Annotated in this window: 19 protein-coding genes; 6 read left to right on the top strand and 13 right to left on the bottom strand. The window is 41.4% G+C overall.

The genetic code is table 11. The annotated features are described in order from the left end of the window. Positions 1–135 precede the first annotated feature (135 nt). A complete protein-coding gene (locus tag L6E24_RS14220) occupies positions 136–966 on the bottom strand; it encodes an ion transporter (protein ID WP_257742609.1) in 831 nt (276 codons plus the stop codon). A gap of 258 nt (positions 967–1,224) precedes the next feature. Between L6E24_RS14220 and L6E24_RS14215 the strand changes: the two genes are divergently transcribed. From L6E24_RS14215 to L6E24_RS14205, 3 genes are read left to right on the top strand one after another with little or no spacing between them, the layout of a single operon-like run. Continuing rightward, positions 1,225–2,385 (top strand): PAS domain S-box protein, encoded by a 1,161-nt coding sequence (locus L6E24_RS14215; protein ID WP_257742608.1) that lies wholly within the window; start codon positions 1,225–1,227, stop codon positions 2,383–2,385. Positions 2,386–2,391: 6 nt separating this feature from the next. Next, a complete protein-coding gene (locus tag L6E24_RS14210) occupies positions 2,392–2,946 on the top strand; it encodes a DUF7504 family protein (RefSeq protein WP_257742607.1) in 555 nt (184 codons plus the stop codon). 4 nt (positions 2,947–2,950) lie between these two features. After that, entirely contained in the window at positions 2,951–4,288 is a 1,338-nt protein-coding gene (locus L6E24_RS14205) for a PEGA domain-containing protein (protein WP_257742606.1), read from the top strand. Positions 4,289–4,420: 132 nt separating this feature from the next. Here L6E24_RS14205 and L6E24_RS14200 read toward each other — a convergent pair whose 3' ends face one another. After that, on the bottom strand, positions 4,421–6,043 hold the full coding sequence (locus L6E24_RS14200) for a putative manganese-dependent inorganic diphosphatase (RefSeq protein WP_257742605.1): 1,623 nt from the start codon (positions 6,041–6,043) through the stop codon (positions 4,421–4,423). A gap of 433 nt (positions 6,044–6,476) precedes the next feature. Between L6E24_RS14200 and L6E24_RS14195 the strand changes: the two genes are divergently transcribed. The 3 genes from L6E24_RS14195 (at position 6,477) to L6E24_RS14185 (ending at position 8,196) form a co-directional block, all read left to right on the top strand. Continuing rightward, the gene (locus L6E24_RS14195) at positions 6,477–6,953 is read left to right on the top strand and encodes a pyridoxamine 5'-phosphate oxidase family protein (RefSeq protein WP_257742604.1); all 477 of its coding nucleotides are present in this window, start codon (positions 6,477–6,479) and stop codon (positions 6,951–6,953) included. A 355-nt stretch (positions 6,954–7,308) separates the two neighbouring features. Beyond that, a complete protein-coding gene (locus tag L6E24_RS14190) occupies positions 7,309–7,701 on the top strand; it encodes a thioredoxin family protein (protein WP_257742603.1) in 393 nt (130 codons plus the stop codon). Positions 7,702–7,725: 24 nt separating this feature from the next. Next, a complete protein-coding gene (locus L6E24_RS14185) occupies positions 7,726–8,196 on the top strand; it encodes a ribonuclease III domain-containing protein (RefSeq protein WP_257742602.1) in 471 nt (156 codons plus the stop codon). A gap of 125 nt (positions 8,197–8,321) precedes the next feature. On the opposite strand, the gene ltrA is transcribed toward L6E24_RS14185, so the two are convergent. The 11 genes from ltrA to pstB form a co-directional block, all read right to left on the bottom strand. Further along, the gene (ltrA, locus tag L6E24_RS14180; protein ID WP_257744046.1) at positions 8,322–9,536 is read right to left on the bottom strand and encodes a group II intron reverse transcriptase/maturase; all 1,215 of its coding nucleotides are present in this window, start codon (positions 9,534–9,536) and stop codon (positions 8,322–8,324) included. A 37-nt stretch (positions 9,537–9,573) separates the two neighbouring features. Further along, complete coding sequence (locus tag L6E24_RS14175) at positions 9,574–11,076, bottom strand: transposase (RefSeq protein ID WP_257741295.1); 1,503 nt, start codon at positions 11,074–11,076, stop codon at positions 9,574–9,576. Between the two features lie 134 nt (positions 11,077–11,210). Next, a complete protein-coding gene (locus L6E24_RS14870) occupies positions 11,211–11,621 on the bottom strand; it encodes an IS1634 family transposase N-terminal domain-related protein (protein ID WP_505481583.1) in 411 nt (136 codons plus the stop codon). A gap of 119 nt (positions 11,622–11,740) precedes the next feature. After that, the gene (locus tag L6E24_RS14165; protein WP_257742601.1) at positions 11,741–12,013 is read right to left on the bottom strand and encodes a reverse transcriptase N-terminal domain-containing protein; all 273 of its coding nucleotides are present in this window, start codon (positions 12,011–12,013) and stop codon (positions 11,741–11,743) included. A gap of 572 nt (positions 12,014–12,585) precedes the next feature. After that, positions 12,586–14,199, bottom strand: coding sequence for a Ppx/GppA phosphatase family protein (locus L6E24_RS14160; protein WP_257742600.1), 1,614 nt, complete (start codon positions 14,197–14,199; stop codon positions 12,586–12,588). Further along, positions 14,184–14,774, bottom strand: coding sequence for an HD domain-containing protein (locus L6E24_RS14155; RefSeq protein ID WP_257742599.1), 591 nt, complete (start codon positions 14,772–14,774; stop codon positions 14,184–14,186). Before L6E24_RS14155 ends, L6E24_RS14160 begins: the two co-directional genes overlap by 16 nt. Beyond that, on the bottom strand, positions 14,771–16,825 hold the full coding sequence (locus tag L6E24_RS14150; protein WP_257742598.1) for a CHAD domain-containing protein: 2,055 nt from the start codon (positions 16,823–16,825) through the stop codon (positions 14,771–14,773). The genes L6E24_RS14155 and L6E24_RS14150 overlap by 4 nt, the downstream gene beginning before the upstream one ends. Before the next feature lie 4 nt (positions 16,826–16,829). Then, complete coding sequence (gene pap / locus L6E24_RS14145) at positions 16,830–18,305, bottom strand: polyphosphate:AMP phosphotransferase (RefSeq protein ID WP_257742597.1); 1,476 nt, start codon at positions 18,303–18,305, stop codon at positions 16,830–16,832. A gap of 319 nt (positions 18,306–18,624) precedes the next feature. After that, a complete protein-coding gene (ppk1, locus tag L6E24_RS14140) occupies positions 18,625–20,739 on the bottom strand; it encodes a polyphosphate kinase 1 (RefSeq protein WP_257742596.1) in 2,115 nt (704 codons plus the stop codon). An 82-nt stretch (positions 20,740–20,821) separates the two neighbouring features. Then, positions 20,822–21,472: a phosphate signaling complex protein PhoU gene (gene phoU / locus L6E24_RS14135; protein WP_257742595.1), complete on the bottom strand. Its 651-nt coding sequence runs from the start codon at positions 21,470–21,472 to the stop codon at positions 20,822–20,824. Positions 21,473–21,483: 11 nt separating this feature from the next. Then, positions 21,484–22,248 (bottom strand): phosphate ABC transporter ATP-binding protein PstB, encoded by a 765-nt coding sequence (gene pstB, locus L6E24_RS14130; protein WP_257742594.1) that lies wholly within the window; start codon positions 22,246–22,248, stop codon positions 21,484–21,486.

The following is a 22,248-nucleotide window of genomic DNA, read 5'->3' as shown; positions in this document are numbered from 1 at the left end:
AGATGACCAGCAAAAATATATATTAAATTTTTAATTCTTTTTAATTTTATTACTTTTTTACTTTTTTTATATTATTGCCCTGAGAAAACATTTTTCCAGAAATTCTCCGGTATTTAAGCAAATATCTATCATCAGTTATTTCTTCCATAAATCCTTCTTTGTCACTTCCTGTTTACAGTGAGGGCAGAGATATATCTCCTCATCATTTTCAGCGCGATGTATTCTTTCAATCTCCCTTGAAAATCCGGATGCTAAAATACCGGCAGGCAAAGCAAACAGTCCGATTCCGATGAGTGCAATAATACTCCCAAGAAGTTTTCCGGCTGCTGTTATGGGCACAACATCACCGTATCCGATTGTTGCAAGGGTGATTACACCCCACCACATGCCATCCGGAATGCTGGCAAATTTCTCAGGCTGTACCGAACCTTCAACCTGGTACATCAGTGTTCCGGCAACAAGAAGAACTATCATCAGGGCAGCATATGTTGTAAAAAGGGTTTTTCTCTCATTATTAATAACTCCCACAACTAAAGAAAGAGAATCTGAATATTTAACAACCTTAAGCAGCCTGAAAATTCTCAGAATAACAAGGGCTGTCAGATCTATCCCAAATAAAAGGAATGCAAAGTAAGGCAGTATTACAAGCAGATCAATGAGTGCAAAAGGGGTCATTGCCCAGCGGATTCTGCCCTTAACAGGTCCGGAATATCTGGGATCAGATGTGCAGGACCAGATTCTCAGGCCGTATTCAATGACAAATATAATCATTGTAATGACAGAAATGATAATAAAAAGAAGCCAGTATTTTTCAAGAACCGATCTGATACTACCCAGTATCAGCACAGCCACATTCAAAACAATTATTGCAAATATAAAGATATCAAATGCAAGGCTGACATTATCACCATCCTCTGCTACATTGAGTATCTCAAATACCCGTTTTTTTACTGACGACAGACTCATTACCAACAGAATTGGAATAAAGAAATAAATACATCTTCGCTTTTGCCCCGGAATTTTACGATCATCCGGGATGTCAGGGAGAAAGATATACAACAATACAGATATTATTCTTCAGCAGATCCAATAAACCGGCACAGTCTGAAAAATCATGATATGCCCGTAGCATATATCCATGATATGCACCACAAAAGGGATCACCATAACCGGCAGATACACCAATTCCATACTTATATAATTCAAAAGGCACAATAAACGGATATGGAAAATAACAGCGGTTATTACGAAAATATTTTCGAATATGCCGGTGCAGGACTTATCTTATGTAGCAGTAATGAAGATGTTCTTCTCTCAAACAGGGCTTTTTCGGAGATATCCGGCTACAGCAGGGATGAGATAGAGAATAATATGAAATGGCCTGATTTCATCAATCCTGATGATCTAAAATACATTTATAAAAAATACAAGCGCTTTTCAGACGATAAGGCAGGATTCTCACGGATATTTGAATTCAGACTGAAAAAAAAAGACGGTTCAGAGAGATATGTAGCCGCTACAGTCAATCACATAATAAAGGATAACACATTTGTTGCAACATTTCTCGACATTACTGAAAAAAAGGAGATGACTCAGAGCCTCAGAAGACGTGATAAAATACTTGAGGTAATTGGCAGACATTCCCGCCTCTTCCTTGAATCAGTCTCATGGAAGGAGAATATTGGAGCATTTCTCTCAGATCTCGGAGAGGCAACAGGTGTTGCCAGAATATATCTCTTTGAGAATACTGCCGACTCTCTTTCCGGAGAAATAATGATGAACGGGATATCGGAATGGACAGCAGATGGTTTTACAGGTCAGATTAAAAATCCCGACATGCAGAAATTGACATATGAGAGAGCAGGTGTGCCAAGATGGGAGAGGGTGCTGAGTAAAAAAGAGACCATATATGCTGACATCAGCGATGTTGATGAACCAGAGAGAAACAATATGGAAAAACTCGGCGTGAAATCAATGGTCATTGCTCCGGTATTCATACTTGACAGATGGTGGGGATTTATAGGGTTTGATGAATCAAAAGAAGAAAGAAAATGGACAAAATCCGAAATAGACACACTTGGAGCTGCTGCGGGAATAATCGGCTCTTCAATTTACCGCCAGGAGAGTTATGAAGAGATGCTCTCATACATGAATGAATCAGCGCTCAGGCTGAAAAACCCAACTTCCATAGTAACCGACAACCTTGAAGAGATTATAACAGATCTTCAGTCAGGAGATATTGGAAAAGAGATAATAATATCCAAACTCATAATCCAGATGAAAAATATTGAGCAGATAAATAATAACCTGAATGAACTCAATAAATCAATAATTGAGAGGAGAAAAGAAATTCCGGATTATTTCAGACGATTTATAACAGGATAGATAACAATGGATATTTTTGAAACAGATCCTGATGACGGCCGGATATATCTCGTCCTCTCTGAGGCATCACATATAAAAAAGAACAATGTAGCCCTGATTAAAGAGCTGACAGACAATAATCACAGAGTTATAATCATAACAATAAATGAACCGGCAAGTTATCTCAACGAATTATACAAAAAAGGAGGGGTCAGCCTCGACAAAGTATCATTTATAGATGCCATTTCAAAATTTGCAATGGGAAAAAAACCGGAGGGGATACCAAACGCAGTTTTTGTCAATAATCCGTCTGACCTTACCGGACTTTCGATTGCTGTCTCAAATGAACTTGCAAATGTAACCGAGGACAAAACATATGTGCTTATAGATTCAGTTAATGCCATGCTGATATACCTCTCATCTGAAAATCTTGCAAAGTTTATGCATTTTGTATCAAGCAAACTTAAAATACTGAATATATCAGGGATATTCCTCGCCATTGAGCGGGGGCTTGACCCGATAATAATATCCCAGCTTACAAGCTTTTCAGATGATGTCATTAATCTGGACGACGGGGAATGATGAAATGACCACAGAAGAACAGATTGTCCGGTACATATCCAAACCGGCCCTCACACTGACAATTCTCATTTTTCTCATTATAATGCCTGTTTCTGCCGGAGAAACTACAACCCTTCTGTGGACATTTGAAGAGCAGACAAATTTTCCTGACACGGAGATATCTCCCGATGGAAATTACATCATTGCAGGAGGTGTAAATTCCGGATTATACCTCTTAAACAGCAATGGCAGGATTATCTGGGAGAAGAAGCTGCCCTCAGCTGTAAACGGAGTTGGTATTGCTGAAAATGCAGAGATATGTGCAGCAGCAGCAAGGGGCGGGGAATTGTATGTCTATAACAGAGAAGGGAAATATCTCTGGAGCAAACAGGCCGGGGGGGAGATGTACGATGTATCAGTCTCAAAAACGGGTGAATATATAACTGCCGGATCAGATGACGGATACCTGTACCTCTTCACCGGAACAGGCGATCCCGTCTGGTCAAAGCAGCCGGGAGGAAATACCTACGGTGGTGACATATGCTCAGTTTCAATATCAGAAAACGGAGAATATATCACAGCCGGAAAAAGACTCTTCGGACTGTACCTGTACAGTCTCTCCGGAGATATGGTATGGTATCAGCAGATCTCAGAACAGGTGAATGATGTTGCCATATCCCCTGACGGAAAATATACCGGGGTCTGCGGATCAGGCGGAACAACCATCATCTACCAGATCTCCGGAGACGAAGCAGAGCGAAAAAGAAACATTCAGCCGGTAAACAGCCTCTCAATATCACGTGAAGGCAGATTCTTCGCTACCGGAGGAGAGGACTATTATGCAAGGCTTTTCAGGAGAGATGATGGTGAAATCCTGAGTTACAGGGCATCAGGCAATGTCAGGGCTGTCTCACTCTCACCTGAAGGGACGAGAATGGCAGTCGCCTCAAATGATGGCAGAATATATTTTCTGGCACTGCCGATAACCGATCCTGCCATGCCCGAACCGCCCCAGCCATGTGTGCCGGCTGAAGAACCTGCTGCCACCCTCAGTATATATTCCAGCCCTTCCGGTGCAGGGATTATTATTGACAGTACATTCTCAGGCACTACACCGGCAGACGGGATCAAAGTTAAAACCGGATCTCACAACATAACCCTCATTATGGACGGCTATACAGAATTCTGTTCTGAGGTCTCGGTCGGAGACGGAGGAAAACTGAAATTAAATGCAGAACTGACCAAAAACGAAATACCCTCCGTAGATCTCCTCTCTGCTGCAATACTGATAATTACTGCACTGCTGGCAGGATTTATCGGGTACATTCTTGGTAGAAGAGAGAAGAAGAAATTCTGGATGTGATAAAACATCCGGCTGAGAGGAAATTATTGAGGAATTTTTTATCCATTCCCCCTCATATCAGACATTATAGATACAGGTTCTGTATTTTCCGGAAATTTCATACTCAAAAATCTTTTTTTCCGGCAACATATCTTAGACCCAGAACTCTTTTAAGATCTTTCCAAACCACGGGATAAAGTCGTTCTTCCTTGACATCACACCTTTAAGCATTAATGGCTGATCCTTTGCACCGGATGCTGAGACAATATGTTCATCTGCTGATAAAAAGAGCAGGCTGCCGTCATCAAATACTGATGTAAACATTGCACCGTAAACATCCGCATTCCGGACAGCTCTGAGGTTATTTATCTCTGTTGAGATCTCATCTTTATTCTCTTCCGCAAACTCAAATGTCGGAATCATCACCTGTGAGATGACAACATCACGGCCAAACAGTTCATACTTCTTTACATCCCTCATAAGAAGTTCATTCATTGAATCGCCTTCCACCTGCATGCTTCTCTTAATCAGTTCAGTACCGAATTCAACAGGGTCAACCTCTGCAATTCCTGCAAGATAGTCCACCATTGCCCGATCCTTATCAGAAGTTGTCGAAAGGCGCAGAACCATGGTATCTGACAAAATTCCGGAGAGGAGAATTCCGGCAATATTTTTCTCAGGAGTAATGCCGGACTCATAAAACTTTCCGGCAATTATTGTGGCTGTAGATCCGACAGGCTCATTTAAGAAGCTTATAGGCTTTAATGTGGTAACAGCCCCGATTCGGTGGTGATCAATTATCTCAAGGATTTCTGCGGATTCAATGCCGTCAACTGCCTGTGTAAATTCATTATGATCCAGAAGAATGACCTGCTTCTGCACCTCATCAAGAAATGTATTCCTTGAGATCATACCCAGCAGCTTTTTATCCTCATCAACAACACAGGCGGTTCTGTACCTTGAACTTGAAACAATCTGCTTCGCATATTCAACTGAGTCGTCCTTCCTGAGAATTTCAACATCGGTTGCCATAATCTCTCCGGCAGGCAGTGAGAGGTTGATCATCTTTCCCACACCAAAGGCATCAAGCTTTGTTGCAAGAAGTGCAACTTCCTTCTTTTTTGCTGCATTGATAACTCTCTCACCTACAGGTGCTCCGTCAGCAATTATCAGTGCAGCAATCCCTGCAGAGATCAGCGCAAGCTGTGCAGGTTCATTATCTCCGACAATTGCCACATCATTTTCAGTAAGCCGGGAAAGAGTTACATGGAGCGCATCAATGGCAATGTAAACCTTGCCCTCAAAGAGATCCCTTGTAGGAACAATGAGATCAGCCTGAAGGATTCTTCCCAGTGTCTCAGGCTTTATCGGTGTTATTGAGAGCTGCTCAATCTTCTGCCTCCCGATATATGCCTGGGCAAGACCATGCTCACTCATAAGCCCTTTAAGCCGCCCCTCTGAATCGGTAACCGGAAGATTTCGCACATTATTCTCATCCATCATCTCAATTATATCAATTGTGGGAACATCCTCACGTGCGCTTATTGAATAAATAAAAGGAAGATCTGAGATATTAGGCTCAACACTGTCGATTAATTCAGGAGCAGAAAGACCGAATTTGTCAAGCGCAAATTCAGTCTCATTACTGATTTCCCCGCATCTGACCGGCAGATACTTCCCCGGCGATTTCTGATTTAAAAAACTGGAATACCCTATTACACTCGAAATTGAGTCGGTATCGGGATTTTTGTGCCCGATTACATAAACATGATTCATAAAAATCTCCGGCAGTTTCTGATGCAGATAAATTGATTTATATCAATAAGATAATTTGGGTATTTTGCCGGATCAAAATAGCACATATAAATGCACCACCATAATATCCGGCAATAATACATCAAATAATATATGCAATTATGGGAGGGAAAACAATATAAACAATTATAGCAAACACACAACATAAATGATTATGACAAACACACAATATAAACAATTATGGCAATTACAGTAATGATATGGAAGACACCTCCTGATTTTAACCCGAATACCTGTTTAGCTCAATCTGCATAGGATAATATAATAAACAGATCAACCCTGACATCCATAATACAGAAATTCCGGAATAAAAAAACTGAAAAATCAATTGGAAAAATCAATTGGAAAAATATATATGGGAAAACAATAAAGACTGATTAACGGAGTGATAATTTTGGATATAGTTAAAATTCCAAAAATGGAAAAAGAAGAATATGACAGGTTGATCTCAGACGGATATATCTGCCGCATTGCATTTCAGGGGGAAAAATACCCGTATCTGGCACCATTTCTATATGTATTTGACGGAAAATTCCTGTATTTCCTGTCAACCAAATACGGGCGCAAGAATGATCTGTATAAACAAAATCCGCATGTCTCAGTCGAAGTTGAGAGATATACAAAAGATCTCTCATGCTATACCTTCATGACAATGCAGGGTTATATCATCCAGGAGGAGGACTCAATCACAAAAAAAGAGGTCAGGAATATGTTTGTCGATATGATCAGAAAGAACAGTCTGTCACAGAATATTCTTGCAGCCCTTGGGCATGACCCATCTGACGAAATTGAATCCATTGCAGCAGAAGAGAGATCAAACATCTGGAAACTTACCGGCGTAACAGATATTGTCGCACTAAAGAACATCTGAGAATGTAATATCAGAACTGCCCGGAATAACCAATAATTATTCTGAATTGTTCAGAATCATACCAACATTTACTTTTTTTCAGAATAACCAGACTTCCGGAGTTCATCAGAATAAGAGTTTCCAGGATTATATATAGGCTCAATTGGGATAATTCCACTAAATAAAAGATATTACAACCAGCTTCCGGCACTGCCGGGTATAATTCAAAGAGTGGGGAGACCTTTATTATTGCTGATGCCAATATCACAGATTATACTGATTACACAGACTGAAGCAGACAGGAATTATTTAAAAGTAAACTGCCAGCAAATGCAGATACATAGTAGAAATAACCCACAAATCAGGAGGTTTGGAAATGTCAGAAGATATAATACTGGAACTGGATGAAAAAAACTGGGAAAAAAAGATTGAGAACAGCAAAAAACCTGCCATTGTAATGTATTACAGTGAATCATGCTCACACTGCCGGACAATGAAACCATATTTTGAAAAATTTGCCGGAGAATACGGCGACAAAATAATCTTTGGAAGGATTGACGTTGGCAGATCGTCATGGATAAGGGAGAGATACGGGGTCATGTCAACACCAACATTCAAGTATTTCTGCGGGGGAAAACCAGTATCAGATCTCATAGGAGCTGTATATCCAAAAGTCCTTGAAAACATGATCAGGGATATGATAAAACACGGTAAAGAATGTGCAGACAGATCTTCAGAGATAGATTATGAGATAACCGGATATGCCTGAAGAACAAATACTATTCTGATTTTTATGATATATTCAGAGAAGAGACTGGATATTCTCGAAGAGAAGACAGGATACAGATTTGTCAGCCGGAATTTACTGGAAAAGGCACTCACGAGGCTTGCATTCGGAAAGGAGAACAATCTTCCGGACGGGTGGAATATGGATCACCTGGCAACGCTTGGTGATGCGGCAATCGATCTGGTGGTAATAGAGCATCTTATAAACTCAGGGATAAGTGAAAAAGGAAAGATATCAGTTACAAAGACCAATATTGTCAATATGAGTATTCTGAGAAAACTTGCCGAAGAACTTGAACTGAAAGACTTTGTATTCTGGGGAAAGGGAGAGGAGATACAGCATGTATGGACCTCAGGAAGAGTACTTGCGGAATGTATGGAAGCATTTGCAGGCGCAGTCTATATTGACGGCGGGATTGAAAATTTAAAAGAATTCCTGAAAAATTCCGGACTATACGAGATGTACAGTCCTGTCTGACTTTCCAGACAAAAAGTCCACCTGATTAAACTGCATATTGTCGAATAGGGAGGAAGTGTTACCACCTCCCCCCCTTCCAAGAACCAGTACTTGCAGCTTTCACCGCATACGGCTCACGCATTCCACTACCCGTTAGCGGGCGGCAGTGCAAAATAAGATAATTTAGTTTGGATCCATGGCGTTTGTCTTCTCATTCTCTCCTTTCTTTCGAGGAAATATTTCCTGTCAAGATAGGGATTAGCATTAAGCTTTGGGCAAGAATGTCTACGGATGGGAGCTTCCGAGAATTGTATTAACGTATTCTCTTCTGTTTTGAAAACCCATTTTCTTTTGCCTTCCACATGCCAATATTTACTTGCTACCCATTTGCGACCTTTGTTAGTGTGTCGACGTTTACCCCATTTCCAGGTTACTGTCCAGAGATAGTGATCTAATTTCTGGAAAGTTTCCTTGGCTGCATTATGACGATGATAATTTACCCAACCTCGTATGGTTGGATTTAATACCTTTATCAATTCCTCCTGAGACCATGCTCGGGCTTTTTTAACTTTAGTCCTAATTTTATCAGTAATTGACTTGATTGATTTCTCCGATGGTTTAATGAGGAGTTTTCCTTTATATTTCCGGAAATTGTACCCCAAAAAGTCAAAGCCATTGTTGATATGAGTAATCAACGTTTTCTCTTCCGATAATTCCAGGCCTCTTATTGCGAGGAATTCTTTTATTATCTCCTTTGCTTCTTTTGCGATTTCCTCTGTAGGTGCAGTGACCAGAAAGTCATCTGCATAGCGAATAAAGTGAACTTTCATATTTTGGAATTGTTCATCAAGAATATGTTCAATTCCATCGAGTGTCATATTCGCAAGAATTGGAGACACAAGGCCTCCTTGTGGAGTACCTTTATCTGTCGGAAAGAGAACATTATCAAAGACAAATCCCGATTTTAGGAACTGTGTAAGGATTGATTGATCCATAGGTATGTGTTCCTTAAGCCACACATGGTTAATATTATCAAAGCATCCCCGGATGTCTCCTTCCAGAATCCATATGGATGATGTCTTTCTTCCTAAGCACGTAAATGCATATTCTGATGCATCCTGTGCTGATCTGAAAAGTCTAAATCCAAATGAACGTGGGTCTGCTGTTGTTTCTGCGATTGGTTGTAGGGCCAATCCATAGAGAGCCTGCATTGCCCGATCATACATGGATGGAATTGAGATTGGTCGCTTTGTTTTCTTACCAGGTTTAGGGATATAAATACGTCGTAATGGTTTTGCACAGTAATTTTTGTCTGTGAGGCTCAGAACTGCCTGCATCTTTGCAGATGCTGAGTTCCAGATTTCTCCGTCTATGCCGGGTGTACGCTTACCTTTGTTCCTATGGCGTCATTATTCGGTTGGAAATATTGAATTTTGATAGCCATTTTTCAGCTGAACGTCCACCTTCAAGCAAGTTTATGAATTCTTCCAAATACTCCAATCTCTTACTGTCAGAATGTACAATTTCTTTATGTGCATATGGCCTCACCAGTTCACTTGCACTGCTGATCTCTTCAGCTGTAATATCCTGTATCTCTCGAATAAAATCTTTTATGTCATAGAGAATTTCTCTCACATAAGTTTCATTCTCAAGGTTTGAGAAAATGGCCATTAGTGCACCATATTGTGCCATTTCGTTTGTAGTTCTATTTCTTCCGGTTCGTCTTCGTATGTGCATTCTACTCCACCTATGGCCGCGTTCTTCAATATTATTATCTCTCATAATGTCAACTACATTACCAAATGTGTCTTTTACTTCCACAAAAAGTTCATCCATGTGTTTTCTGCAGTTGTTTGTTATTTGCCTTGCTCCGCGGAGTAATTCGCCCCCTTTGGTTACTCCATCTATGTCAATGGCATTCAGAATGATCTCAAAATCGTCTCTCATATTTTGAGCATTTGTGGTTATCATATCACTTCCATTTTGACTTAAGTGCCTGCCAACCCTTAAAGTAATCCTCACTTTCTCAAACCATTCCCATATCTTTTGAATTTTAGAATATTGGGAGTTTATGCCTGCATTGTTTGTGATATCATCTAATTTTTCAGAAAACTCCTTAATTTCACATACGTTAACTTTATGGGCCATATTCCATTCTAATATTTTGTGGGCCATTATTTGGACATCTAAAATTCTATTCATTATTTCAAAGTAGGGTAAACCAAATGGGTAATTTGAACTCCTTTCACGGCAGATAAGAAGATGCTCTATAGCAAGAATAATCCATTTTTGCTCTGCGAAGAATATATCTTTTTCAGAACCATGATGTTTTATTGCACTGAGGTCCCCTTTCATTTTCTTGATTTGACTTAGGATCCTCATTTTCACAATATCTTTGCGAAAAGTAGAGTATCTGGTTTTAAAAATGGTTTTACCAAGATTTTTAACGAAGTGATACTGACAAATTTGGTGCTTTACGTCAGGAAAAATCTCAAATGCTGCATCTCGAATCTGCTTGCTCATATCTCTAACAATGACTATTGGGTCCCCCAATAGTGATTTTAAGTTATTCAGGAAGATTTTAACATATTTTTTGCTCTCTGTTGGTATAATTTGGGCATCCATTGTAATTCCTGTATCCCCGTCCTTTGCCATAAAAACAATTTCATTTCCTGCTTCTCCGGTCCCATCCAGGTGAAGCTTTGCGCCACCTTCTCTCTCAAAAAAGGACTTCATTTGAGGCATATGTCTTTTGTGCAGAGCATAGAACCTTAACAAAAGCTCTTTAGACAGATTAGATATTTCACCAGTTGAAATACTAATTCCTCGAGATAAAAGAATGGTTCTTATTTCATCTCTTTGGAAATCAAAAAGAAATCGCAATAAACCAACAGCAACCATTATTTTAGTATCAAAGTTGCGTCCGGCAGGGCATATTTGATTGAAAATTGAGATTAATGGTTCATTACACGCACCATGTTCTTTACAGTATTTATAAACTATATTAAACCTGATCTCTCCCGATAATGTTTTAACTATTCTTTTAGCTGCTTTTTGGACGTAGAGTCTTTTTTTACAGACTGGGCATCTGTTATGGATTTTTTTGAGTTCTTTGGGTGGGAAAGGGAAATAGAGTACGTTTTTTTTCCAAAGTCGTAGGTAATACCTACACTCTTAAGGGATTCACGCGAGACAGGGTGTCCCATATTTTCCAACATATCTAATACCTCATTTGGAGTTAATTCTCTTTCAGTTAGTTGATTGGCTAAAAAAGAAAAATGGTCTTTATCTATAGTAAAATTATTTGGAAAAGATGGATCAGTCCCTAAAGGTCGGATGTATCGCTGGACAACTTTTCCATCAATTCGAACAGATTCAACTTCAGCAAAGTAGGTCTTAACATCTCCATTTTTGTTGTGACGAGTGTATTTCCGTATGTATGACACCCATAGTGATATATATCACCACATATATGAAACCATTGATTTAGAATTGAAAGTCAGATCAAAATTTAAAAGGAATGTAGGCTGTTTTGAGAGGGATTTAGGGAGTTATAAATCCAACTCTATTTTGACGCCATAGCTTTGTTCTGTGTAACAATTCGTACAGCCAGCAATTTTGCTGATCTTGAATGAGTTAACAGGTAAGAAAGACGTTTCACCAAATTCCAATTTTCTTCTTTTGTTGCCTTTGCAATCCGGATCTGTAGCCGGTTAACAGTGTCTCTTGTTTTGTCCCAGTCAATGGAGTTCCATTGCCGGGCAAGATCCCTGTCAGTATGTTTCTCGCAATTATGCGTCGTTGAATGACATACTTTCATAAGTTTACCTTCCTTCATTGCTTAGGAATACCTGTCCCACGTCAGCACCCTTTCAGGTCGAGGCAACAACCCCTATCCTGCCCGTTACGGCAGGCCTTAGCTTTTTAGGACATCCTGTTCCGTCTATACCATTTGTCGGTCTCACGACTTCCATACCCAAATTGGGAGTATATACGGATTACCAAGTTCCATAACATAGATAATATAGATGCTTTAGGAGCCATCTTTAGGCCGGGAACCATCTGTTCGTTTGTTATATTGTCAGCGTTTCCAACATAACCTGATTCCATACCATTTTGGTTCGGGCGTGTCAGTCTAAATACGCCTGTCTCAGTTTACGACCCATACGATGATTCAGCGTTTGCTTCTCCATGGCATCCTTTCTCTGGCAGATTGATCAGGTTAGACTCCTGATTTTCTCCACGTTGTCCCACAGGCTTCACACAATTCCGTTACCAGAAATGCATGCTGCGGTAGAGATATCCCAAACGAAATGGATAGCTTTACGCAATCTATGTTACAGCTTTTCTTGTCGCACCCACTTCAACTGAACAGTGACTCCGCCCGACCATGAACAGGCAGCAGTTCATTCATTGATATTGAGACAGATTCTCAGCAGAAACAAAGATCTCCTGCCCAAATGCCTTTTTCAGGTTTTTCATATCATTTTCAATCAGCTGAATTTCAGAACTACAGTCCTCTTCAGAGCTTATCCGGATTTTTGGACAGTTATCATCCGGAATTACAAATTCACAGATCCGGTCTCTCTCATCATGACTTCGTTCAAGATATTCTGCAATTCTGAGCAGAGCAGAGAGAAAGGTCACCCTCTTCTGATCTTCGGGATTCAGAGAAGAAAAACCTTCATCAGACCTCTTAGGCATTTTTTTCCTGTGATATCCGGCAATAAGGCCGATAATAATTATCTCTTTCTGGTCAAATCCAAGAAGCTGTGACCTGGTAATCACATAATATGAATGGTTCTGATGCCCGGAAAAGGATAAAAACTGCCCGATGTCATGGAGATATGAAGCATATTCAAGATACTCCCTCTCTTTAGGGCCATAATTATGGACACCGGCTACAATTCCGGAATCGAAGAGAGAGAGGGCATGACCGGAGACTTTCATTGCATGCTTTTCATCAATTCTGCATGAACGTCCAAGCTGCCTTACACTTCTCTTCCGGACGGGCATATTCTCCGCATGAGGAAAACCCGGTATCTTTGAGAGATAATCCACAAGCATTCCGTCCCTGAGGCTTCTATCTGATGCAGTAATTTTTTTTATTCCGCATTCTTTCATTACGGTGTACAGTATTGCAGTGCCGGCAAGGATTATATCTGCCCTCTCAGGACTTATTCCGGGGATCTTCTTCTTATCATCATTTGGTATTGTTCTTAAATGCTCCAGCAGAGCCTGAATATCCTCAATATTGGCGAAATACTGACAGCCCTCATAATCCCCACTATAAACTCCATCGTCACTCTCACTGATGCAGGCATCTGAAATCTTCTTTGCAGCAGTAATTACTGAAATAATAGTGCCTGAACTGCCGTAAGCTTCAGAAATATTATATTTCCGTGTCTCCCTTACAACATGGTGCACCTTGTCTCTGAGGCTGCCACATAAATACTTAAAATCCTTATCAGAGAGAATACCGTCATCTGCATCAAGAGAAAACCTGCCTGTCGTCCTTATTGCTCCAAGCTTAAGGCTTCTGAGATAGTTATGCCCGGACTGATCGCCGACAATAACTTCTGTGCTTCCTCCGCCGATATCAAAGAAAAAATACTTCTCTTTTCCAATCTCAATTCCGCTTGAGATACCAAGATAGATGAGGCGGGCCTCTTCCTCTCCGGAAATCACATTAAGATCAGCTCCGGCACACTCTGACATACACCGGATAAGCTCATCACGGTTTTTAGCCTCCCTTGTAGCTGAGGTTGCAACGGCGATCACCTCTTCAGCACCGAAATTGCGTGATATATCTACATATTGCCGGCATGCAGAAACTGCTCTTTCCATAGCTGCTTCAGAGAGGATCTTCTTATCAAATTCACCATCTCCCAGGCGAATAGTATCTTTCTGCCTGCGAAGAATTTTATAGGAATAATTCCTGTTAATCCTCACAACCAAAAGCCTGACCGAATTTGTTCCGAGATCAATAAATGAAACAACCTTCTCCTCTAACCTGTCTCCCACTCAATAACCACCTTATGACCAAAAATATTTTCAAACAGATCACTCTTCTTAAGCGCTGCCTCTTCATCAAAACGGGAATGGTAATCTGAATAACACCTGATCCAGACATACTTATCAGAAATTCTGCATGACAGCCGGTATATCAGTGACATATGCGTCCTGTCAAGACCGTCAGCAATACGCAGAATAGCAGAGAGAACCTCCACAACACGCCTGTCCTCACCGGACAAATCCATAAATTCATTGTGGGAAACCTTTGGCCCTGCTTTTCTGTGATACCTTGCAGTATTGGCAATTACAGCCCTCTCAACATCCGTCAGATTAAGGGTTTGATCCGAGATAATAAGTCCATAGGAATTTTTATGATGGCCCTTTTCAGAGACTGAAATCCCAATATCATGAAGCATTGCGCTATAATAAAGCAGACGTAATTCATCCTCTCCAAGTTTATGGAGCACTGATAGTTCACTGAATAAAGAATTGCTCAGTTTCGCAACCTGACAGGCGTGATCTATATCGGCACTGACAGATTCCAGCAGAGCAAAAATTCCCTTCACTTCAGATTCAGTTATCAACTTTCATCGCCACCGGAATGCCGGATAATATCAACCGGTTTTCCTTCCCTGTATATCCGTGCATAGGACTCTGAAAGCCGGTCCTCATAGATGGCATCAACTGATCTCCTGTAATCATAGGGAACACGGATATGATATAATGAAAAAGGATTCAGTGTCAGAAGGGCATATGAAGCCCTTGGATCGCCGTCCTTTGGCATACCCACGCTTCCGGTATTGATAAACCATCTGCCGTCAGTCTCCACGGCAAAGGGCTTATGTGAATGTCCGGTCACGATAATATCGGCCTTTGTAAATTTATATGCATCAAGAAGCTCAGCCTTTGTGGAATTTTCAGTAAAAGCCTTAACAGGAGATTTTTTATCGCCATGCGAGATATATATCCTCTTCCCTCCGAATACCAGATCAAGTGTCTTTGGAAGTGTCCGGAGAAACTTCCTGTTGGACGGAGAGATGGTGTTGTAAATCTTATTGTGTTTCTTCAGCTCATTCCTCTTTCTCTTTCCCACACCACTGGTACTTCCGGCTTTCAGAACCGAGAGATCATAATTACCGGAGATATTTATAACATAATTATCCCTCAGAAGTGTGATCACCTCATCCGGAAATGCACCATAGCCCACAATATCACCGGCATTGATAACAATATTCGCACCCCTCTCCTTAATGTCGGCAAGTGCCGCTTCGAGTGCCGGAAGATTTGCATGGATGTCCCCAATCAGTGCAATCTTTAACTCCTTCGCATCACCTGATGCAGCCACATTGGAGAAGACATTCTGAAGCGGCATGGATATTTCAGACCTTATCTCATCCCAGAATTTTGCCCCTTCAAGCTCAGTCCAGTACTCCACAAGTCCGGAGTGCAGCTCTTTTCTCCTCCCGATTCTGTCATCACAGAGATAATCAATTCCGGGAATGAGAACCTTAAAAAAACTGTCATTTCCAAAATATTCAACAGACCTCTTCTTCTCTTCCGCCTTAAATTCCGGCAGGAAATCAGACCAGACATCACAGTCATGAATATCACCCAGGAAATCCTGAAGTTTCTTTATAGCTTTAATCTGTGGCTTTAACCCGTCCGGATAGAGATCACCATATGCCTCCATGGTATAGCGGAGTTTTTTAGCATAAATTCTCATCATATGGTGCTCTTCAGTCCTGTCAGGATCAAAGAGATACTTCTCATGCCAGAAGAGATCCTCAAGTCTCAGTGAAATATTGAGGAATGCCTGTTCATAAGAGTAAGGCGAGTGAACATCATGACCATACATCTTCCCCTGCACTGTAATTTCATGGAAATAGTCCTTCATCTCATCAAGAACACCGGACTCTTCAAACTTCTCCATTGATTCAATAACGTGGGGCTGAATCGCCTCTCTCTTCTGGCAGATTCTCGTCTTAAGGCATTCAAGTCCCGGAAGATAAGAATAACCGGCGCTCTCAAAATTAAAGTTAACAGGATCTCTCCCGGAAAAATTCCTCTCCGGTTCAGTATCCTCCTCCACAGATGGCAGTTTCTCCTTTGCAGGCGAAATTTTCCTGAATAATCTCTTTATTTTCCCGCCAAAAGTCATACCCTGAATTTCAGAAGGGCCTTTATTTAATCCGGAATTATCCGGAACACCGGAAATCTCATTACTTACCGGACTGCTGACGGAGACTGAACTATAATCCTCCACAGGCTTAATTTCCGGTGTGAAAAGCGTCCGGTAATCACTGCCTCTGAAATTATGCTCCCCAATAAACCCTTCCAGAAAATCAGCCTGGACATCTGCATCCCTCGCCTCGCCAAGGGATTTGGTCACATCCCTTATCTCCACTTTCCATTTTCTGAACTCTTTTTGCGGGATGCAGTCCCGGTATATAGGAAGAGCGGCACGGATACGCCTTGATGCAACCCTGCATCTGTGGACATATTCGATGTCATCCGCAATTTTGACACCGTCGACTTCTGATTCAAGCTGTGAGATTAATGGCAGAATAGACTGTGCACCATAAAGACAGTAGCCTGCATCAATCTGATCTCTGCCGGAATATCTCTTATTTGCCATATTATCACTTCAATGAACTTAGCTTTTTTTCTACAGCAGCAATGACAGCTTCAAATGTCTGAATTCTTGCACTGTATTTGTCATTACCACTGACAATGGTCCATGGACAGCAGGGAGTATGTGTAAGTGAGATCATATCACATACAGCTTCTTCATACTGATCCCACTTCTCACGGTTTCGCCAGTCCTCAGGAGTGATCTTCCACATTTTGTCAGGATCAGTTTCCCTGGCACTGAAACGTTCAAGCTGTTCCTCTTTACTGATATGTATCCAGAACTTTACGATAACACCACCCCATTCATCAATAAAATGCTCAAATTCGGTGATCTCACCATATGCCCTCTTCCAGTCATATTCAGAGCATAACCCCTCAACTCTCTCAACAAGCACCCTGCCGTACCATGTCCGGTCAAAGATAACGATTCTTCCCGGACGTGGCAACCGATTATAGAATCTCCAGAGATAACCTCTCGTTTTTTCTTTCACATCCGGAGGGCCTATCGGCTCAATTCTGTAACCCCTCGGATTGATATATCTTGTAAATCTGGTAATAGCGCCGCCCTTCCCGGAAGCATCCCAGCCCTCATATAAAACAACAAGGGGAATTTTATGCTTATAAAGCTCAACCTGAAGTTCCGAAAGTCTCTTTCCAAGCTCCTTCTTCTTTGATTTATACTCCTTTCTGTCAAGAACTCTTGGAGGATGGGGCTCAGGAAGACAGTAGCCGGAGGAGAGGAGCGGGCATTCATAACATATGCCCTCTGCACCCTCCTTCTTATCTGAAATAGAACTCTTCAGACGGTCAATTACTGTATTATAAACCCGGTAAACAGCATAATCAAGATTCTCAGCCGGTATTACTTCCCATGGAGCATTTGGCGTATTTGTCCGGAACAGGATCTCATCAATAACACTGAAATATTCCGGATATTCCTTCTTCGGATTCCAGTCAATATTTTTAAGATAAAAAGACCGGCATGGATCAGAATCGGCCTCTTTAAACCGTTTTTTCTGCTCTTTATGTGAGATATGGAGAAATATTTTTATCAAAACCCCGCCGTCATTACAGAAATGCCTCTCAAATGCTTTTATGTCTTCAACCTTAATTCTAAAAACATCTTTGAGATTTTCTTTGTTCTCAATAATCATGCGGCTGTACCACGCACGATCAAAGACAGAGAGCTTTCCTTCCTCCGGAGCGACAAGAGCAAAACGCCAGAGAAAAGGCATCTCAGCCTCAACTTCCTTCGGACGGCCCACAGGATAGAGCCGGTAACTCCTGGGATCAAGATATCTGATAAGTTTATTGCATATATCAGATATACCCGAAGCATCCCAGCCTTCAATGATAATCATAACCGGAATTTTAAGGTCCAGGATTTCCCTCTGGAGATGACCTATTTCAGCCTGAAAAGGACTGATTAACTCTCCATAATCCACATCCGGATCAGGATATTTCATTAATACATCATCAAGCATGATTCCTCCGGATTTTCAGAATATTTTATTGACATATCAGCCGGCATAGTTCAGACATCCACTCAGAATATTTCATTGATACATCAGCCGGCATAGTTTAGACATTACTCAGAATTATCTGATCTGTTATTGAATAACTCATTTTAACAATTCGTTTTGAAATATATAAGATTTTCATGCTGAATCAAAAAAATATGCCAATAATTATAGTTGAGAGTCACTGAGTTACCAATTGCAGACCTTATCATAACCCTGCATAAATATCTCTCTTCTTCCGGCAGTCAAAATAAATCTCATGAATAAATATCAGGAATGACCGTCATGGATGACCGTCATTCCATTCACCCCTGTGCTCTGTCATCCAGATCTGAGCATTGCATGAGCCATCATCTTTTCCGGGCACAATACGTTCATATTTGCCATCCGAAAGAAGCCTTCTTGCGTTGACATTGTCTGCCAGATGAACCCTGAGGATTTTTTTAAGGGCCTCTCTGATATAAGGGTTCTTTACAATTCCCAACACCTCAACACGCCTGATAAGATTTCTCGGCATCATATCTGCACTTCCGGTAAGGACAATCTCATCACCGCCGTTTCTGAAGTACAATATCCTTGAATGCTCCAGAAATCTGCCGACAATTGACGTGCAGGTGATATTTTCACTGACACCTTTTATTCCGGGCCTGAGTGCACATATGCCCCTTACATTGAGGTCAATTTTTACCCCGGCAGCTGATGCGCGGTAAAGAGCAGTAATCACACCAGGTTCTGTAAGCTGATTGAGCTTAAAGGCAATATAGCCGTCACCTGTTTTTTTATGCAATTCTGCTTCACTATTGATCAGATCAATAACATTCTGACGCATATGCCCGTATTTACCATATGAAACCAGCAGTGAATCATACTCTCTTTTATTGGAATGGCCCGTAAGGGCATTGAAGAGATCAGTTACACTTGAGGCAACCTCATGATCACAGGTCAGGATTCCGATATCAGTATATAACCGTGCAGTGCCCGGATTGTAATTGCCTGTTCCGAAATGGACATATGTCCTGATGCCTTCCTTCTCCCTTCTGACAACCATGCAGAGCTTTGCATGCACCTTGGTCCCGACTATGCCATAGACGACATGCACCCCGACCTCCTCAAGCTGCCTTGCCCAGACAATATTATTTTCCTCATCAAAGCGTGCCTTTAACTCAACAATGACAGATACCTGTTTTCCGTTCTCCCGTGCTTTTTTAAGCGCCTCAACAACCGGAGATTTTGAACCTACACGGTATAATGTCTGTTTTATTGCAATTACACCCGGATCTGCTGCTGCCTGCTTGATGAAGTTCACAACCGGCGTAAAACTGTCATAAGGATGATAAAAGAGAATATCACCCTCACGGACTTTAGAGAATATATCCACACTTTCGTCTTCAAGCCCGCACGGATATGCAGGAATGAAAGGTTTATCCTTTAAATCAGGCCTGTCAATGCTTAAAAGCTCCATCAGATCGGATTTTCTGAGTGGGTCATCTATCGTATAAACTCCGCCTGAAGAGAGATCAAGCTTTTTGGCAAGAATTGCCCGCACCCACTTAGGCATTGACCGGTTTACGTCAAGGCGTATGGGATGGCCGACCCTTCTCTGTTCAACACTCTCCTCTATGGCAGTTAAAAGATCAGAAGCTTCATCCTCTTCTATTTCAATATCAGCATCCCTGGTGACAACAAAGGGATAACTGTTGACCACGTTCATCTCCGGAAATAAAAGGTCAATATTAGACGAGATGAGGTCCTCAATAAATACAAAATGAAATTCTTTTCCTGACTTTTTTTCAGAAGTAAGGGGTTTCTCATCCCTTGGAAGTTCAATAAACCTCGGGAAGATGTCTCTTGGGATCTTAAGCCGGGAGAAGGCCATACCCCTCTGCGGATCATCAATAATTACAGCAAGGTTAAGGCTCAGATTTGATATAAACGGAAAAGGCCTGCCGACATCAAAGGACATGGGAGTCAGTGCCGGAAAGATCTCTCTCTCAAAATAATCTCTCAGATATTTCTTCTGCTTTTTGTTTAAATCCCTGCACCTGTGGATGTGAATACCCTCTTTGTTAAGTGCAGGGAGGAGATCATCCCTGAAACAGCTGTCAGCCATGTGGATCTGCTCTTTTAACTCCTTTCGTATGGCAATCATCTGTTCTGTCGGAGTCATGCCGTCGGGAGGGATTTCAAGAACGCCGCACTTAATCTGCCTTCTCAGTCCGGAGACTCTGATCATCATAAACTCATCGAGATTGCTTGAAAAAATGGAGAGGAATTTTACCCTTTCAAGAAGAGGATGTCTCTTATCAAAGGCTTCCTCAAGGACCTTTCTGTTAAATTCGACCCATGAAACTTCCCTGTTGGTAAAATATTCCGGATTTTCGGGATTTGCCACCTTCATAAAAAAACACCTGACTGCAAATTATATTTATTCGGTTATCCTTACTACAAATTAATTTGTTTACTATTGCTGTCACAGTAAATTAATTTGTTTCAAGTTTTTCGCCTTCAATCATATAATAAACCTTCTCACCCACCAGGCATGCATGATCCCCCATCCTTTCAAGATATCGTGAGACCATTACATATTCAACACAGCGTGAGATATTCCGGTTATCCTCCATCATGTAGGTGAGGCTCTCCCTGAAGACTGAACCCTGCATATTATCAATATCATCATCCCGATGCTCAAGGTTCAGGAGCTTTTCGGTATTTCCGGACTTATACGCATCAAGGACATCCTTCTGCATTAAAATTACACATTCAGCCATATGGCAGAGACTGTTAATTATGCCAAGATGCGGGGAATCCGGCAGGATCATAACAAGACGGGCAATTTCACGCCCGTTTCTGCCCAGACGGTAAAATGTGGTATTCATTTGTATAATGCAGAATATTGCCCTTATATCATCAGCAACCGGCTGATAAAGAGTCAGAATTCTCATAGTCCTCTCCTCTATATTTTCATTGAATTCTGAGAGCCTTATCTTCTTTGCATCGACCTTTTCTGCGAGATCCCTGTCAAGTTTCTTCAGTGCAGTCAGGGACTCAGAGAACATCCCTATAGAAAATTCACCCATTTCAACAATATCTTTTCTGAGTATTTCAAGCTCAGAGTGCAGTTTATCAGACATTTTAATCCCTTCTATCCGAATCTTCCGGTAATATAGTTGTTAGTCAGTTCTTCATCCGGGCTTGTGAAGATCTTCTCGGTACCGCCGTATTCTATGAGCTTTCCAAGATACATGAATCCGGTAAAATCACTCACCCTTGATGCCTGCGACATGCTGTGCGTGACAATTATTACAGTGTAATTCTTTTTGAGGTCATCAATCAGTGACTCAATTTTAGATGTAGCAATTGGATCAAGTGCAGAACAGGGTTCATCCATAAGAATTACCTCCGGTTCTACGGCAAGTGTTCTTGCAATACAGAGTCTCTGCTGCTGCCCTCCGGAAAGTCCCATTGCAGGGTCATCAAGCCGGTCATGAACTTCTTCCCATAGTGCGGCATTTTTCAGACTCCGTTCCACGATTGCATCCAGATTTTTCCTGTCCTTAAGCCCGTGAACTGTCGGCCCGTATGCGACATTGTCATAAATTGACTTGGGGAAAGGATTTGGCTGCTGAAAGACCATGCCAATCTTCTTTCTCATAGCAACCACATCATTTCCCGGCCGGAAGATGTCCTCATCATGATAAAGTATCTTTCCGGTAATCCGGCAGTTGTCCACAAGGTCGTTCATTCTGTTGAAGCAGCGGAGCAGGGTTGATTTGCCGCATCCGGAAGGGCCGATCAGTGCCGTCACTTTATTTTTTGCTATGGGGAGGTTTACATCCGTTAGTGCCTGCTTTTCCCCGTAATAGAGATCAAGGTTCTTTGTTTCAAGAATTTTATCGTTATTGTCCAT

Source organism: Methanoplanus endosymbiosus (assembly GCF_024662215.1).
GTDB lineage: Archaea > Halobacteriota > Methanomicrobia > Methanomicrobiales > Methanomicrobiaceae > Methanoplanus > Methanoplanus endosymbiosus.
The sequence above is the reverse complement of the archived record's forward strand: the minus strand, read 5'-3'. Positions and strand labels throughout refer to the sequence as shown.